Origin of the sequence: Lawsonibacter sp. (assembly GCF_022777125.1) — a bacterium.
Taxonomy (GTDB): Bacteria; Bacillota; Clostridia; order Oscillospirales; family Oscillospiraceae; genus Lawsonibacter_A; species Lawsonibacter_A hominis.
Genome location: NZ_JALFGV010000147.1, coordinates 1 through 15,435, shown reverse-complemented (window position 1 = coordinate 15,435; position 15,435 = coordinate 1). Strand labels below are relative to the sequence as shown.

The following is a 15,435-nucleotide window of genomic DNA, read 5'->3' as shown; positions in this document are numbered from 1 at the left end:
CCACCTCCGCCCGGAACGCCCGGGCGGACAGCCTCAGGGCCCCATGGCCCAGGATGATGAGCTGTTCGGTTCCGTCCGAGGTGGCCACCCGCACCCGATGGTACCTGCCCAGCTCGTAGGTAGCCTTCTCAATGTAGGCGTCCGCCGTCTCCGCCTGTTTGGTATATACCACGTAGATGTTATGATACCGGCTCACGTCCTGGGTGGCGCGGGGGACCTTATACGCGTCGAACACCAGGATCACCACGCAGCTGCGGAACCCCTGATAATTGCTCAAAAGATCCATCAGCAGCTGCCGGGCCGCGTCCAGGCTGGCATGTGCCGCATCCTTGAGCTCATCCCAGGCAAAGATGATATTGTATCCGTCCACCAGCAGGTATTCCGGCTCCTCCGGCCGGGACGGCACACTGCGCTTTTCCTGCCGGCTCTCCGTCCGGGGCCGGGCCGGCGGCGGGATGGGGCGCCGCTTCACGGGGCCGTAGGTCCGCTCGAAAATGGCCTGAAGCTCCTGGTCCAGCGCCGCTCCGGCGGCGTAGCTCCCGCCCCGGCGGGCGGGCTGCTCCGCTTCCCGCCCGTCCGGCTCCTCCGTGCCCAGGCGCAGGCCGCTGTCCACATGCATCCGGGCCTTCACCTGGTCCCAGGGCACGCTGAAACCCGCTCCATGGGCGCAGAAAATGGAATCCGCAGGGTTGTCCAGATCCCGGAGGGGGTCATACTCCCGCGCCCTCACGGCGGCCGCCTGCTCCCGGCAGGGCTCGTACCCCCGCAGCGCACACAGCAGCCGTCCGCTCCCCCGGGTATAGGCGGCCACCTCCCGGGCATAGTCCCGCAGGGCGGCTACCGGCGCCGCCCCGGTCAGCAGCACCGACTCCCCCCCGGTCTCGGGCGGCTGCGTCCTGCCGCCCATGCGCTGCAGATCGTGCATGGCCCGGCCCACGCACGCCTGGGGCACCTCCAGGCGAAAGTCGTACCAGGGCTCCAGCAGAACGCTCTCCGCCTCCATCAGGCCCTGGCGCACCGCCCGATAAGTGGCCTGGCGGAAGTCGCCCCCCTCGGTATGTTTTTCGTGGGCCCGCCCGTCTACCAAAGTAATGCGCAGGTCGGTGATGGGCGAGCCGGTGAGCACGCCCAGGTGCTCCTTTTCCTCCAGATGGGTCAGGATCAGCCGCTGCCAGCCCCGCTCCAGCCGGTCTTCGGGGCAGTCGGCGGCAAATTGCAGTCCGCTCCCCCGCTCCAGCGGCTCCAGCAGCAGATGGACCTCCGCATAATGGCGCAGGGGCTCGTAATGGCCCACCCCCTCCACCGGCGCGGCGATGGTCTCCCGGTAGACAATGCTTCCGGGACCGAAGGAGACCGCCAGGCCAAACCGGTCGGCGATCAGGCGCTGCAGCACCTCCAGCTGGACCTCGCCCATAAGCTGAACGTGGATCTGCCGCAGCGAACGGTTCCAGACGATGTGCAGCTGGGGGTCCTCCTCCTGGAGCTGGCGCAGCTTGTCCAGGGCGGCGTGAAGATCGGCCCCTTCCTCCAAGATCACCTGATAGGTGAGCACCGGCTCCAGCTGGGGCGCGGGCGCCGTCCGCTCCGCCCCCAGCCCCTCGCCGGGCAGCGTGCGGCTCAATCCGGTAACGGCGCACACGCTCCCCGCCGGGGCCTGCTCCGCCAGACGGTATTTCTCTCCGGAGTAGAACCGGATCTGATCCACCTTCTCCGACCACACCCGATCCTCCGGCAGTCCGGCCCGCCGGTTGGTCACCAGGTCCTTCACCCGCAGCGTCCCGCCCGTCACCTTCAGCCAGGTCAGCCGCCCCCCCTGGCTGTCCCGGGCGATCTTATAGACCCGCGCGCCGAAATCCGGGCCGTACACGGGCGCAAGGGTATCCCGTTCCAGCACCTCCAGCAGCGCGTCCACCCCCTCCAGACGCAGGGCCGAGCCAAACAGGCAGGGAAACAGCCTGCGCCGGCGGATCAGCTCCGCCGCGTCCCGGTGGCTGAGCTTTCCCTGCTCCAGATAGCGCTCCAGCGCCTCCTCCCCGCACAGCGCGACCTGCTCCCAAAGCGCGGCCTCCGGCTGGCCGAAGTCCACGCATCCCTCGCCCAGCTGCGTCCGCAGCTGCTCCAGCACAGCGCCGCGGTCCGCGCCGGGCAGATCCATCTTGTTGATAAACAGGAAGGCGGGAATGCGGTACTGTTCCAGCAGCCGCCAAAGAGTGCGGGTGTGCCCCTGCACGCCGTCCGTCCCGCTGACGACCAGGACCGCGTAATCCAGCACCTGGAGCGTGCGCTCCATCTCACTGGAAAAATCCACGTGCCCCGGCGTGTCCACAAGGGTGACCTCTGCCCCGGGCAGGGGGAGCCTGGCCTGCTTGGAAAAGATCGTGATGCCCCGCTCCCGCTCCAGCGCCCCGGTGTCCAAAAAGGCGTCCCGGTGGTCCACCCGGCCCAGCTTTTTCAGTTGTCCGCCGCGGTAGAGCAGCCCCTCGGTGAGGGTGGTCTTTCCCGCGTCCACGTGGGCCAGAATACCCACCGCCAATTTCTTCATAGCCGATCGCTCCGTCTTCAAAGGCTCTTTCTTACTATATCATGTCCCGTCGGGGGAATCAATTGTCCCCGCGGCCCCGTCAAAAACAGCGCCGCCCGGCGTTAGTCGGGCGGCGCTGTGATCTCATTCGCCCTGGGCGGGCGGCTGGGGCCGTTCCCCCTTGGGCTTGCCCCGGTAGCGGCGGCGGGGCCGGCGCTGCTTTTTCTCCTCGCCGCCCGCGTTCTCCCCCGGTTCAGCGGGATGAGCCTGCTGAGGGGCGGGGCGTTCCTTGGGACTCTGGGGCTTCTTCTCCCGGGCCGGCTTTGGAGGCTTGGCCGTCTGGGGCGCAGCCTGTTCCGGGTGCCTGGCCGGGGCCTCGGCCGCGTTGCTCCTGCCGCCCCCTTTTCCCCGCCCGCGGCGGCGGGGGCGTGCCTCTCCGCTGTGCTCCTGCTGCTCCGGCGCGGCGGGGGCGTTCACGCCCAGGCTGGACAGGGCTGCATCCAGCGTATCGGAAAGGCGTTTGGGCTCCTCCGCCGGGGTCACCTTGCGCAGCTTGGCCAGCTCCTCCGGGGGTGGGGCCACATAGCCCTCCGGCCGTTTTCCTTTGCCGTTGCGCACCACGCAGATCTCACAGTTATGGAAGCACTTGGGGGAATCCGGCGCATCCTCCAGGCGGACCTTCACCTGTTCCCGCAGCAGGTTCACCTGGGACACCGTCCCCACCCCCTCCGGGGTCTCCACGAAGGATTCATTCTTAGGCATGCGCTTGACCGCGTCCTCGTAGGCCTCCTGCTCGTATTTCAGGCAGCACATCAGCCGCCCGCAGGTGCCGGAGATCTTCGTGGGGTTCAGGGAGAGGTTCTGGGTCTTGGCCATTTTGATGGATACGGGCTGGAACTCATCCAGGAAGGTCGCGCAGCAGAAGGGCTTTCCGCAGATGCCCAGCCCGCCCAGCATTTTGGCCTCGTCCCGCACGCCGATCTGCCGCAGCTCGATGCGGGAGTGAAAGACCCCGGCCAGGTCCTTCACCAGGGCGCGGAAATCCACCCGGCCCTCGCTGGTGAAGAAAAAGAGGATCTTGTTCCCCTCGAAGTTGTACTCCACCTCTACCAGCTTCATATCCAGACCGTGCTGGGCGATCTTCTCCTGGCAGATGAGGAAGGCTTTTTCTTCCTTCTCCCGGTTGCGGCGCACCGTCTCCAGGTCTTTGTCGGTCGCGATGCGCACCAGCTCCCGCAGGGGCTGCACCACCGCCTCGTCCTCCACCATGGTGTTGCTCTGCGAGCACTCTCCGTACTCCAGGCCCCGGGAGGTCTCGATGATGACCCCCTGGCCGCTCTGCACTGCAACGCCCTTGGGGTCGAAGTAATATTGCTTGCCTCCGCTCTTAAAGCGGACGCCGATGATCTCGGTCATAGCGTTCCTCCGAACCGGGCGCGGCGCGCCCGTAGTAAATCAGGAAAACAGCGCGGCAGCCATCCAGCCAGCCAGGTGCCCCGCGCCCACATGGAAGCCGCAGGCGGTACGCAGCCGCTCCAGCTTGTCCACCGCCGCCGTCAGCTCCCGGGCGCTGCGCGCGCCGGCGGCCTGCCGCGCGGCGGCCTGCCTGCGTGCGTCGGTCTCGTCGGTGCGGCCCACGGCGCAGCACAGAGCACAGCGCAGCAGCTGCACGCTCTCTTCCAGCAGGGCGCACAGCTTGTCCCGGTCCCACTTTTCCAGCCCGACGCACAGCTCCAGCAGGCCCCGTTCATCCCGCTGGGCGAACCGCTCCAGCAGGGCCAGCGCCGTATCCGTCACGGCCTCGTCCTCCGCCTGCACGCCCTCCAGCTCCGCCACGGCCCGGCCCAGCAGGCCCTCGCACCGCCCGGCCAGCGCCTGCAGCTGGGCTGCGGGCCGGTCCGGGTACGCCTCCCGCAGCCAGGAAAGCGCCTGCTCCTGCGTGACGGGCGAGAGGGCCAGGACCTCGCAGCGCGAGCGCACCGTAGGCAGCAGCGCGGCGGCATTATCGGTAAGCAGCAGAAAGGCGGCATAGGCCGGCCCCTCTTCCAGCAGCTTGAGCATGGCGTTCTGGGCGCTGGCGTTCATCGTCTGGGCATTTTCGATGACATAGACCTTGCGCTGCGCCTCGTTGGGCCGGATATACGCATCGCTGCGCAGCGCGCGCACCTGTCCTACCGTAATATCCTTCCCGTCATCCCCCACCCAGCGCACGTCCGGGTGGATCCCCTGCTGCACCTTGCGGCAGGGGGTGCAGTTCCGGCACGGGCGCTCCCCCGCTCCGGTGCAGACCAGCGCAGCGCAGAGCAGCCGGGCCAGGGTATGCCGCCCCGAGCCCCGCTGCCCGCTGAGAATGTACGCGTGGGACAGGCCCCGCCGGGCGGTTTCCAGCTCCAGCTGCCGCTTCAGAGGGGCGTTGCCCGCCAGCCGTGACAGGTCCATCAGACCCGCTCGAAGCGCTCGATATCCACCACGAAGATGGTGGCCCCGCCCACCACGACCTCCACGGGCATGCTGGGATAGTACCCGTAGCTCATCTCGGTGGTGGTCGGGATCATCTGCTTGCGGCTGTGGGAGTGCTCCCGGATGATATCGATGACGGACTGGACCTTTTCCTCGTCCACGCCCACCAGGATCGTGACGTTCCCGGCCATGAGGAAGCCGCCGGTGGTCGCCAGCTTAGTGGAGGAGAACCCCTTCTTGGTGAGGGCCTGGGTGACGGTGTTGGCGTCGTCATGGTTGATGATGGCAAGGATCAGTTTCATTGTTATCCCTCCTTGGCGGAAGACGGCCCTCCGAACAATGTACACACACGCATCAGTGGACGACCTGGATATCTTCTACCATATTATAACCGATTCGCTCGAAATATGCGACAGTTTTTTTCTCGATCCGCTCTCCCGGGGCCACGATGGGTATCCCGGGCGGATAGGGGGCCAGGTGCTGGGCGCAAACCCGCCCGGCGGCGGCGTGCAGGGGCAGCGTTTCCCGGCGGGCGAACAGGGCCTGCCGGGGCGTCAGGACCGCCTCCGGCGGAGGGGGCGGCGGGGGCAGACGCCGGCGGCCGGCCGGCAGCGTGTCCAGCGCCGCGGTCAGGCGTGCGAGGTCCTCCGGCGTATCCATGCACGTGAGGATACACAGGATATGGCCCCGGTCGGCCAGCTCCACATAGATCCCCGCTTCCTCCAGCCGGGCCCGGGTGGCAAGGCCGTCCGGGGTACACAGCACGAAGCGGCACGGATCCAGCGGTGCGTCGGACGGGCGCAGGGCGGGATAGCGGGCGCGCAGGCGCTCCACCGCAGCCGCCGTCTTCCGATAGGCCCGCTCCCCCGTCTCCTCCATCCAGGCCCGGCACACGTCCAGCGCGGCCAGGAACACGTAAGACGGGCTGGAACTGCCGTAAAGCGCCGCCGCCCGGCGCAGCGCCTGCTGCGGGAAGCGGTCCGAAGAAAACAGCAGGGCGGTCTGTCCCGGCGCGGGCAGCGTCTTGTGGGCGGAGACCACCGCCAGGTCCGCGGCGGAAAGATCCCAGTCTCCCAAAAAAGGGAGATGGGCCCCGTGGGCCGCATCCACCACCAGCACGCAGCCCCGGGCGTGGGCCGCCGCCGCCAGGGCGGGCAGGTCGGAGCACACGCCGTAGTAGGTGGGACTGGTAAGAAACACCGCGCGCACCTCCGGGTGGGCGGCAAGGGCCGCGTCCACCGCAGCCGGCGTCACCGGGCCCGCCGCGCCGGGCCCCTCCAGCCAGGGCCGCTCCAGCCAGACGGGGCGCAGGTCCAGCAGCGCCAGCGCGTTATAGGCCGAACGGTGGCTGTCCCGGTCCAGCAGCACGCCCTCCCCCGGCGCGCAGGCCAGGGTCAGGGCGCAGAGCACCCCCTGGGTGGAGCCGCCGGTGAGGAACAGGCAGTTGGGCAGCCGGAACCGGGCCGCCCACAGCGCTTCCGCCGCGCCGATGGGCCCGCCGCCTGCAAACAGATCGCCGGTGGGCCCCAGTTCCGTAACATCCAGCGCCGCCAGCCCCGCCAGCTCCGGCGCGGGCAGGGGCTTGCCCTTATGCCCCGGCATGTGCATACGCAGGGCGTCCTGCCCGGCAAACGCCCGCAGGGCGTCATACAGCGGCGTAGGCCCCATGGGCGTCCCTCCTGACTGCAAAGGCTCGAATTAAAATGAGTATAGCAGAAAACCGTCCCCACCACAAGAGCGCACTGCGCCCTTCCTGCAAAAACAGCCGCTCAGGACCATGGTCCTGAGCGGCTGGAGGCTGCCGAAACGGCAAGGGCCCGTTCCGGCGGCGGGGCAAATCTGTTTTGCCGTCTCCGGGACGGCGAGCGCCTGTCGCGCAGTAAAGCAGCGCTCTCTTTTTCGGTCAGTCCTTTTTCCTGTTCAGCACGGCCATACACTCGATTTCCACCAGGAATTCCGGACGGGCCAGGCAGCCCGCCTGCAGGATGGTGCTGGCGGCGGGATGCTCCGCCAGCTCGGGGGCGTATTCCTGATAGAACTTCAGCTCCGTGGCGCGCATGACCGGGTAATCCTTGATGTCCTTGAGCATGATAAACGTTTTGAACACGTTCTCCAGGCAGCTGCCCGCCTCCTCCAAGACCTGCTTCATCTTGCTCAGGGCCACCCACATCTGATCCTGCATGGTGTTGGTGGTGCAGCTGCCGTCCTCAAACTTCTGGGCGGTCATCCCCGACACATACACGATGTTGTCCACCACCACGGCGTTGGCGTAGATGGGGGTGCCGGGCGCAACGTTGGGATACTTCTGTTCCACGCCCTTGACAAAACAACCGTATTTCTTGATCTCGCTTTCCATTGTAGAACCTCCATTTTCAAGTCTGTGGCGTTTCATGCCGCAAGCGCCCACGAAACGCGCTGTGCGTATTTTCTGGCGCTATTGTATGTCTCAGCGCAGCAGCTCGCCCACCTTAGCCATATCGTCGCAGCGCTCCACATTGGCCAGAAGGTCAGCAACCTGCTCCAACTTGTCTCCTCTGAGCGTGGGTGCCGCCTGGATACGGAAGCGGTCTTTGAATTGCTCGGGCGTCATCATCATCCGCGGATGACCCAGGTGGCCCTCCATCGTCTCGGAATATTCCTTGCCGCTGAAGGTCTTGATGGTAACGGTAATGACGGGATGGCGTCCCTTTTGGAAGTTTTTGAAACACTGCGGCATATAGAGCATGTCACTGTTTCCGCCGTGGATCTTGGCGGCCAGCGCAAGGATTTCCGAATCTTTCAGTTTGGTCTCGTCACACCAGTTGGCACCCGGGGTATGATCCAGGATCAGGCAGGCCAGCATGTAAGGGATGCTGAACTGTGCCTGCATCATGGAGGAATAGCCATCAGGAGAGTAGTACATACGCAGATACGTAGGCGGATCAACAATGATTTCTGCGATATCGTCTTTTTTGATATCATGCTCGGTCAGCAGCCTGTCCGTCAACTCCAGAGGCGTCTGAATCCACATATTGGCCGGCCAGTGCTTCAGCAGAGTTTCCATGGTCAGCCAGCGTTTGCCCAAGTCCTTGGTGTACCACTCAGGGAAGGGTGAGACGCACATATGATTTTCAAAGCTCCAAGGATCGTCCAGGGCGTCCATATAATTGGAAATTCCCAGCTTTGCGTTCATCGCGCTGACTACTCCGTCCATCGAGCGGTAGCCATGCTCGTAGTGGTACGCGTCCGACATGGTGATGTGGTGGAGCTGACCTGGAATGGTGCAGTTGGTGGCGCCAAAACCGATGGCCTGATTGACCTGCTCGGCATTCAGTCCATAGAGCTTGGCGGCAGGGATCACCCCGGCGAAAATCTGCCAGGAAGTCAATCCCCAGCCTTTGTAGTTTGGCCAATTTTCCGGGGGCTGTACCGCCATGGCAATGCGCTGATAAACCTCATAGGCCGCCACGATGGCAGTGATGTAATCCTTTCCGCTCTTATGTTCGGCCTCTGCCACGGCAAAGGCCACAGGAATGATGCTGGCGGACGGATGTCCGGTCCAGGAACAGTCCTCCCAGTCCAGCGCGTCGGCCAGAGTGCTGTTGCAGAAGGCAGCGCCCACTACAGAGGACTTGCACCCCGTGGTCCAAAGGGTGGCTCCGCCCTCGCTGACTGCGCCGCCGGTAAACTTGCCCAGCGCTACACTGCGATCAGCGATGGGGGTGCCCTTCGTGGCCAGCCCCACGCCCACCGTCTGCATTGCGATGAATTTGGCCCGTTCCCGTACTTCGGCGGGAATATCCTCATACTTCAGATCGGCCGTAAACCGGGAGAGGGTATCGGTATAATTTGTTTTGATCTGATCTGCGTTGACACGGAAGCCCATGTCTTCACCTTCCTCCTAAAAAATGATTTTTTGGTCTCAGCGGTGCAGAGGCTTGGTCATCTCCGCTACATCCAGGCCTGCTTCCCACAGGGACGAGCCGACCTATCTCCTGCTTCAAACGCTCACTGCACAAACAGGCCTGTCATTTCATCAAGCCGGGTAGGAACAGGGATATCTGAGGTACAAAACAAATGAACAGGGTCATGGCAATCAGGATGATGATGTAGGGTACGATGGATTTTGCCACAAATCCGAAGGATTTCCCCGACACCTGCATGGTAACAAACAGATTGGTCCCAAAGGGCGGTGAGATATAGCCGATCTGAGAGGCCAGGATCGCCATGATGCCGAAGTGGATCAGATCCACATTGTACATATTCAGCAGGGGGACCAGGATAGGCGCCAGGATGACGATGAGTGCAATGGTATCCATAAAGCAACCTGCGATGAACAGGATGATCATAACCACCAAAACCAGCATGAACTGGGAGCTGACCATGCCGGAGATCACCTCCACCACCAGGGCCGGAATCTGCTTGACGGTGATCAGGTAGCTCAGGGCAGTGGCCGTGCCGATGATCAGCAGCAAAGATGCCGACTGTACGATCCCCCTATAGAAGTATCCCACCATATCTTTCAGCTTCAGGGTATGGTAGACGAACTTCTCGATCAGCAGCACGTAAACGGTAGAGATGGCCGCCGCCTCGGTAGGCGTAGCCCAGCCCGTGTAAATGGAGCCCAGCACAATGAGGGGGAACATCAGCGCCGGGATGCCTTGCATAAAGATCTTGACGGCCTCCCGGGCAGAGTACTTTACACGGGAACCCAACTTTTTGGTAGAGCATCGGACAAACACATACACACACCAGGCCAGCGCCAGCAGGATCCCGGGCACAAAGCCGGCCATGAACTGCTTGCCGACCGAGGTCCCCATAGCCACACAGAACATGACCATCGGCGCGCTGGGCGGGATCAGGATTCCCAGCGAACCGCCGGAACAGACCGCGCCCACGCTCATGTCTTCCGGGTAGCCCTGCTCCTTCAGTGCCGGAATCATCAAGCTGCCTACCGCCACCACCGTGGCCATTGAGGAACCGCTGATGGCGGCAAAGAACGCGCAGGTGGCGATGGTCGCGATCACCGGCCCGCCAGGCAGCCGCCCAAAAATCACATTCATGCATTTGACCAGGCTCTCGGATGTCTTTCCGCGGGAGGCGATGGTCCCTGCCACGATAAAAAAGGGTACCGCCAAAAGCGTTGTGGAGTCCAGACCGGTAAACAGCTGCTGCGAAATGACCAGCAAACTGGTGGGCGTATACATCAGTACGCCGCCGGCCGCGCACATCATAACCACAGCATAGATGGGCACGCCGATCACCAGCAGGACAAAAAAGCCAATAATGACAGCCATTACTTCTCAGCTCCTTCCTTGGACCGTGTCACATCCGCATCCGCTTTGCCGGAGCTGCGAAAGTCCGCGACCATTAGGATTGTATGGATCAGTGAGCGAAGCGTCATACCGCAGAAGCCGATCGGAATAAATGCAAAGAACACATAGACCGGTACGTGCAAAGTAGCGGTCATCGCACTGATCTTGAGCATCTTGCCCAGCTGTCCAAAGGCATAGTAAGTCATCACGGCGAGGAAAATCGTTAAGACCACCGCTGCAATCAGTTCCAGAACCAGCTTTGCCTTTCCCTTGAGCATTCCGACGACCATATCCATTCGTGGGTGGAGCCGGTCACTGGTGGCAATGGCGGAGCCGATAAAGGTGCAGACCACCAGGATGTATCGGTTGAGCTCTTCCAGCCAATTGAAGCTGAAGCCAAACAGCTTCCGCCCCAGCACATTAACGACCACCATTACCGTGGCAAAAAAGAAGATCACAAACAGGAAATACTTTTCCGCAGTGGAAAACACGCGGTAAGCCTTCTTCAAGGCGTTCATATGTCTCATCTCCCCTCGCGTCAACCAAGCGCGGCCTTTGCCGCCTTGGTTGCGGCCGGGGCAGGAGCCTCTCGTTCGCCGCAAGGCGGCTCCTGCCCTAATCGCTGTCCCTTGCGCAACCCCTTACCGCATGGAGTCCACAAATTCCATAAACCAGTTATAGAAGTCTTCGCCGATCACGCCGCTGTACTTCTCATACAAGGGCTGGGAGGCATCGATCCAGGCCTGGCGCTGCTCCTCGTCCAGATCGATTATGGTAACGCCCTTCTCGGCAATCGAATCAGAAGCCTCCTGAACGTAAGGAACCAGTTCTTCCAAAAGGGCAGGATAGGTGTCCTTCCATGCCTGACGGATAGACTCCTGGGTCTCCTTGGTCAGAGAATTCCAGACATCCAGATTCATCACAGCGTGCTGGCCGTGATAGACATGGTAAGTATTGGTGGTGTAATCTACGACTTCGTAGAATTTCATGGTCAGATTGCCGTCGTTGGAGTTCTCAACGCCGTCCACGACGCCCTGCTGCAGCGCCGTATAAACCTCGCCATAGGAGATAACCGAACTGCCGAAGCCCCACAGGGCCATCATATCGGTATAGATGGAGCCGTCCATAACGCGCAGGACTTCCCCGTTTGCGTCAGCGGGAGTGTACACCGGTTTATCTGTGGAAATATTGCGTGGAATCGCAAGATCTACACCCAGATACTGCAGACCGACGGCATTGGCAACCTCATTCATCTTTTCATAATACTCGTCGGAGGAAATCACCTTGTTGAAATGCTCCAAACTATCGAAGGCGAAGGGCAGGCACAGAATGTTGAACTCCGGCAGGACCGTTGCGATCACGTTGGGCGAAATCGACGCCTGTGTGATCGTACCGGAAAGGACGCCCTCCAGCGCCACCTTCTCATTGCCCAACGTGCTGTTGGGGTAGTACTCATAGGTCACAGCGCCGCTGGTGTACTCGCTGATCAGGTCGCCGATGTGCATATGCCACTTCTCATCCATACTTCCGGAGGGCGGGGTGAAGGCCCACTGAAGGGTGACCGGATCCTGCGCCGCGCCGCTGGGCGCACTGCTTTCCGGTGCTCCGGTCTCGGGTGCGCTGGTCTGGGGAGCCTGGGACTGTGTTGTGGTACCGCCGCCGCAGGCGGCCAGTATCGTGAGCATGAGGGCAAGCGTCAGGATCAGGGCAACAGCTTTCGAGATCTTCTTCATTTTTGTTCCTCCTTTTATTTCTTTTACCATGATACCTTCTTAATCTCCCGTGAACAAGTATCCATTCATTTCCTCAGGGGTGCTTCCGGTGATCCCCAGATCCCACAGTTTCAGCCCCTTGGCAAAGTAGTTCTCCCCATTGATCGCACCGGCGACCTGGACCAGCGCATGTACGGTGGGTGTTGGGATGCCAAGCCGCTCTCCCAGCTGCATCAGAATGGAGTCTCCGATGGTGGCGTCCTCCACCACATAGCGGTGCTTCATGCTGCTGGGGCCTGCCAGACTGCGGAAACAGTCCAGCTCCGGATACTTATCATACTGGGAAACGTGTTCCATATGCTCCGTATGGATCACCATCTTGTATCCCATGGCATCCATGATCCGCTTCTTTTCCGCCTCCACCGTTTTCTGGCAGCGAAGCACGCCGGCAGACAGGCCGTCCTGATACAGCGCGAAGTTGGGGTTGCGTTCCACCGCGCAGGTGTTCAGGACCGCTCCAGCCAAGTGGATAACCACATTGGGGGCGTTGAGCGCGGTTTCAAAGACGTTTTTAGCCTCTTCACAGTCATAGAACTGCGAAAAACGCTCCATCAGCCTTTTGTTATCCCGGGCCGGGAAAGCCGCCACCATCTTCGCCTGATACCGCCCTGCGGCAATGCCCACACCCTCTCCCAACATACGGCAGGAAAACAGATTGCCCAGCGTCTCCCCCACCACTGCCTTGCATTCCGGTCCAAATACCTGCTTGAACACGATAGAGCCAAAGTTGCCGGCAGAAAATACGATAACGGTATCGTTTCTCACCAGGGGTTTCAGTTCCTGGGCCAGCTTTTTATGCCGCCAAGCTACCATGGAGACGAGGATCAACTCCACGCCTTCTACCGCCTTGGCCAAATCGTCCGTAATCTGCGTCAGTTTGGCAAATCCATTGAGGCCCAGCCCGGTCATCTTCACCCCGCCTCTGCGGAGTATGCCGTCTATATTCTCGCTCCAGTAGGCTTTCTCTTCATACAGGTTGACTGAATATCCCCGCAGCGTAAGCTCGGCCGCGATGTAACAGCCTGTCCCTCCGCCTCCTAATACTGCTACCTGCGCCATTCCAATTCACTCCAAATCCGAATTAACGTTTTGCTGCGCACATTACAGGGTAAACAGCTTTCCAAGACCCACATCGTCCTTAATGGACAAGCTGCGCAGCGCCCCCCAAAGAGAAGCTTGATTGCTCGTAACGACCGGCAGGCCGAAATCCCGTTCCATCATATTGATGCCATGGGCAATACCCAAGCCCGTGCAACTGACAAAAATGGCGTCCGCCGCTGGGTTCAGAACCTCTTTGGTCAAGTGATACATCTGCCGCAAAGGCGTACGCGGCATCAGGTCCGGATCCAGGTTTTGAAGGCCCTCGATGTTCAGGACCTCAAAACCGTTGTCCTCCAGAAATTTTTTCTCAATTTCATTGACCCTGTCGACATAAGGCGTAGCGACCACGACCCGTTTGGCCCCCAAGGCTTTCAGCGCCATAAGAACGGCCGAAGAGGTGGTCAGCGCCTTGGCACCGCATTGGCCCTCCATCCGTTTGATGAGTTCCAGATCATAGCCGAACCCCCCAATCAGGCTTCCGCTGGTGCACCCAAACAGTACGAGATCCGGGTGGGCGGTTGCCAAAAGCTTGGCGGCGCTGTCGATCCGACCGCCCATTTCCCTGAGCCCTTCCGGGTCTACGCGCTCAAAAAGCACTCTCTGTGTCATTACTGTTACGCCCTCCGGCGCATATTTATGGAACTCGTACTCTGGATTGGTACCGTTTCCCGGCATGATCAAGCCGATCCTCGCCCGCCAGCCGCAATACATGATTTACCCCCTCCTTATCACTTTGCACAAATCCAGCATCCCGTTCGGCACGTTCATCATAACATCTTCCAATTGAAAAGAGAAATAATGAAACGAAATCATGAGTTCAGATTAATTCCTTCAAATTATTAATCCGCTTTGTCCGGTAAGGACGGGCGTGGGGCAAAGGGTGCCGCGGTCTGATGCCGCCCCCTTCCATCCAGGTGAACCAGCGGTTTACCCCTGCCGGTTCAGCATTCTCCATCCCCCTTGGCTTGGGGGCGCGCTCTGGTCTGCCGGATCACTCACCTGTCCGCCATCCGGTATCTTACGCTTCCTTTTTGTCCTCTATTTTCCAGTACCTTTTCCTCAAAGATGCGCAATCCCATTTGACGAACTTGCGCCATGTGGTATAATAACAATCAATCATGAGCCTTGCCGCCGCTTGACTATGGGAGGGGTCCGGTTATGTTTCTTCAGGAAATACAGTGCTTCGTTGCCGTGGCCGAGTGCCTGAATTTTACCACGGCGGCCAATCGCCTTTATATCTCTCAGCCCGGCCTGAGCAAAATCATCTCCAACCTGGAAAACGATCTCAAGGTGCATCTGTTTATCCGCAGTACCCGAAGCGTTCGTTTGACGGAGGCAGGAGAACAGTTTCTCGTAATCTGCCGGGACTTTATCCGGCAATGCGAGGCCCTCAATTCCCACAATCCGCAAGACAGCCTTTCCCTCACAGGCAGCTTAACAATCGGTATAGGAGACTTAAACGAGAATCGCTATCTCCCACAGATCATCAATGATTTTACCGGACGCCATCCGCTGTGTAACTTGTCGATCCGGCGCTATAACCCGGAGGAATTGCTGGATGCGGTGAGCACCGGAGAAGCGGATTTTGGGGTGGTGATTTCTTACGCTGTTCCCGCCAAGGGCTTTCAATCCCGGGTATATTACCCTTCCCCTTTGATGCTGGTAGTACCACCCAGCCATCCGCTGGCAAATCGTGACGTGGTACGGATCAGCGAACTCAGGGATGAAAGCTTTCTCTCCATTTACCGCAACTCCAGCCGCGCAGTCAACCGTATCCAGGAGATCTGTGCCAAAGGCAACTTCCGGCCCAAAATTGTGAAAGAAACCAACTCTTTGAGCACTATGTTCATGCTCATTGCCGCAGGCATGGGAGTAAGCATCCATTTCCTGCTCCACAAGGATTCCTGTAATTACGATCTGCGCTTTATTCCCCTGGATTTTGAGGGCAGTCAAAACGAAATTCTGGAGGATGGGGCCGCTCTGATTTGGAAGAAGGGCAACCCCAATCCAGCGGCGCCGCCTTTCATCGACTGTATCAACAGCTTTATGAACAGTAATCAGCTGAGCCTTTCCAATTGAACTTCATAAAAGAGTCCGTGGGAACAGCTGAACTGCCCCAGGTTGTGCGGACCGTACAAAAAGGGACCCTGGCAGGAACTATTGAGTGTTATGTGGAGAGGCGCCGCGCAAGCGGCGCCTCTCCAGTCTTTAGCTGAATGCGCTCATGGTTGTAAAAGTGGATATAGCGGTCAATCCTCTCGTTGGCTTCAGAGAAAGCCGCCGGTTT

14 protein-coding genes are annotated in these 15,435 nt (G+C 60.7%); 1 reads left to right on the top strand and 13 read right to left on the bottom strand.

What is annotated here, in order from left to right; genetic code table 11:
* The 12 genes from MR825_RS12115 to MR825_RS12060 all read right to left on the bottom strand — a co-directional run.
* The coding region (locus MR825_RS12115; protein ID WP_287880930.1) for a translation factor GTPase family protein at positions 1–2,542 on the bottom strand (2,542 nt) is incomplete at its 3' end.
* Positions 2,543–2,665: 123 nt separating this feature from the next.
* The gene (gene ricT / locus MR825_RS14445; protein WP_352408636.1) at positions 2,666–3,937 is read right to left on the bottom strand and encodes a PSP1 domain-containing protein; all 1,272 of its coding nucleotides are present in this window, start codon (positions 3,935–3,937) and stop codon (positions 2,666–2,668) included.
* 39 nt (positions 3,938–3,976) lie between these two features.
* A complete protein-coding gene (locus tag MR825_RS12105) occupies positions 3,977–4,960 on the bottom strand; it encodes an AAA family ATPase (RefSeq protein ID WP_287880928.1) in 984 nt (327 codons plus the stop codon).
* Positions 4,960–5,283, bottom strand: a complete 324-nt coding sequence (locus tag MR825_RS12100; protein WP_186907470.1) for a cyclic-di-AMP receptor — start codon at positions 5,281–5,283, stop codon at positions 4,960–4,962. Before MR825_RS12100 ends, MR825_RS12105 begins: the two co-directional genes overlap by 1 nt.
* Positions 5,284–5,335: 52 nt before the next feature.
* A complete protein-coding gene (locus MR825_RS12095) occupies positions 5,336–6,649 on the bottom strand; it encodes an aminotransferase class I/II-fold pyridoxal phosphate-dependent enzyme (protein ID WP_287880925.1) in 1,314 nt (437 codons plus the stop codon).
* Positions 6,650–6,884: 235 nt separating this feature from the next.
* Positions 6,885–7,337: a RidA family protein gene (locus tag MR825_RS12090; protein ID WP_186907468.1), complete on the bottom strand. Its 453-nt coding sequence runs from the start codon at positions 7,335–7,337 to the stop codon at positions 6,885–6,887.
* A 90-nt stretch (positions 7,338–7,427) separates the two neighbouring features.
* On the bottom strand, positions 7,428–8,846 hold the full coding sequence (locus MR825_RS12085) for an MmgE/PrpD family protein (protein WP_256176296.1): 1,419 nt from the start codon (positions 8,844–8,846) through the stop codon (positions 7,428–7,430).
* Positions 8,847–8,988: 142 nt separating this feature from the next.
* A complete protein-coding gene (locus MR825_RS12080; RefSeq protein WP_287880922.1) occupies positions 8,989–10,257 on the bottom strand; it encodes a TRAP transporter large permease in 1,269 nt (422 codons plus the stop codon).
* A complete protein-coding gene (locus MR825_RS12075) occupies positions 10,257–10,793 on the bottom strand; it encodes a TRAP transporter small permease (protein WP_186908474.1) in 537 nt (178 codons plus the stop codon). The genes MR825_RS12080 and MR825_RS12075 overlap by 1 nt, the downstream gene beginning before the upstream one ends.
* Positions 10,794–10,916: 123 nt before the next feature.
* Positions 10,917–12,008, bottom strand: coding sequence for a TRAP transporter substrate-binding protein (locus tag MR825_RS12070; RefSeq protein ID WP_186908473.1), 1,092 nt, complete (start codon positions 12,006–12,008; stop codon positions 10,917–10,919).
* A gap of 39 nt (positions 12,009–12,047) precedes the next feature.
* Positions 12,048–13,106 (bottom strand): NAD/NADP octopine/nopaline dehydrogenase family protein, encoded by a 1,059-nt coding sequence (locus tag MR825_RS12065; protein ID WP_186908472.1) that lies wholly within the window; start codon positions 13,104–13,106, stop codon positions 12,048–12,050.
* Between the two features lie 42 nt (positions 13,107–13,148).
* Positions 13,149–13,859, bottom strand: coding sequence for a maleate cis-trans isomerase family protein (locus MR825_RS12060; RefSeq protein ID WP_287880919.1), 711 nt, complete (start codon positions 13,857–13,859; stop codon positions 13,149–13,151).
* 447 nt (positions 13,860–14,306) lie between these two features.
* Here MR825_RS12060 and MR825_RS12055 point away from each other — a divergent pair, with 447 nt between their 5' ends.
* Entirely contained in the window at positions 14,307–15,227 is a 921-nt protein-coding gene (locus MR825_RS12055; RefSeq protein ID WP_186908470.1) for a LysR family transcriptional regulator, read from the top strand.
* A gap of 88 nt (positions 15,228–15,315) precedes the next feature.
* On the opposite strand, the gene MR825_RS14440 is transcribed toward MR825_RS12055, so the two are convergent.
* A partial coding sequence (locus MR825_RS14440) for an IS3 family transposase (RefSeq protein ID WP_353845885.1) occupies positions 15,316–15,435 on the bottom strand: 120 nt, incomplete at its 5' end.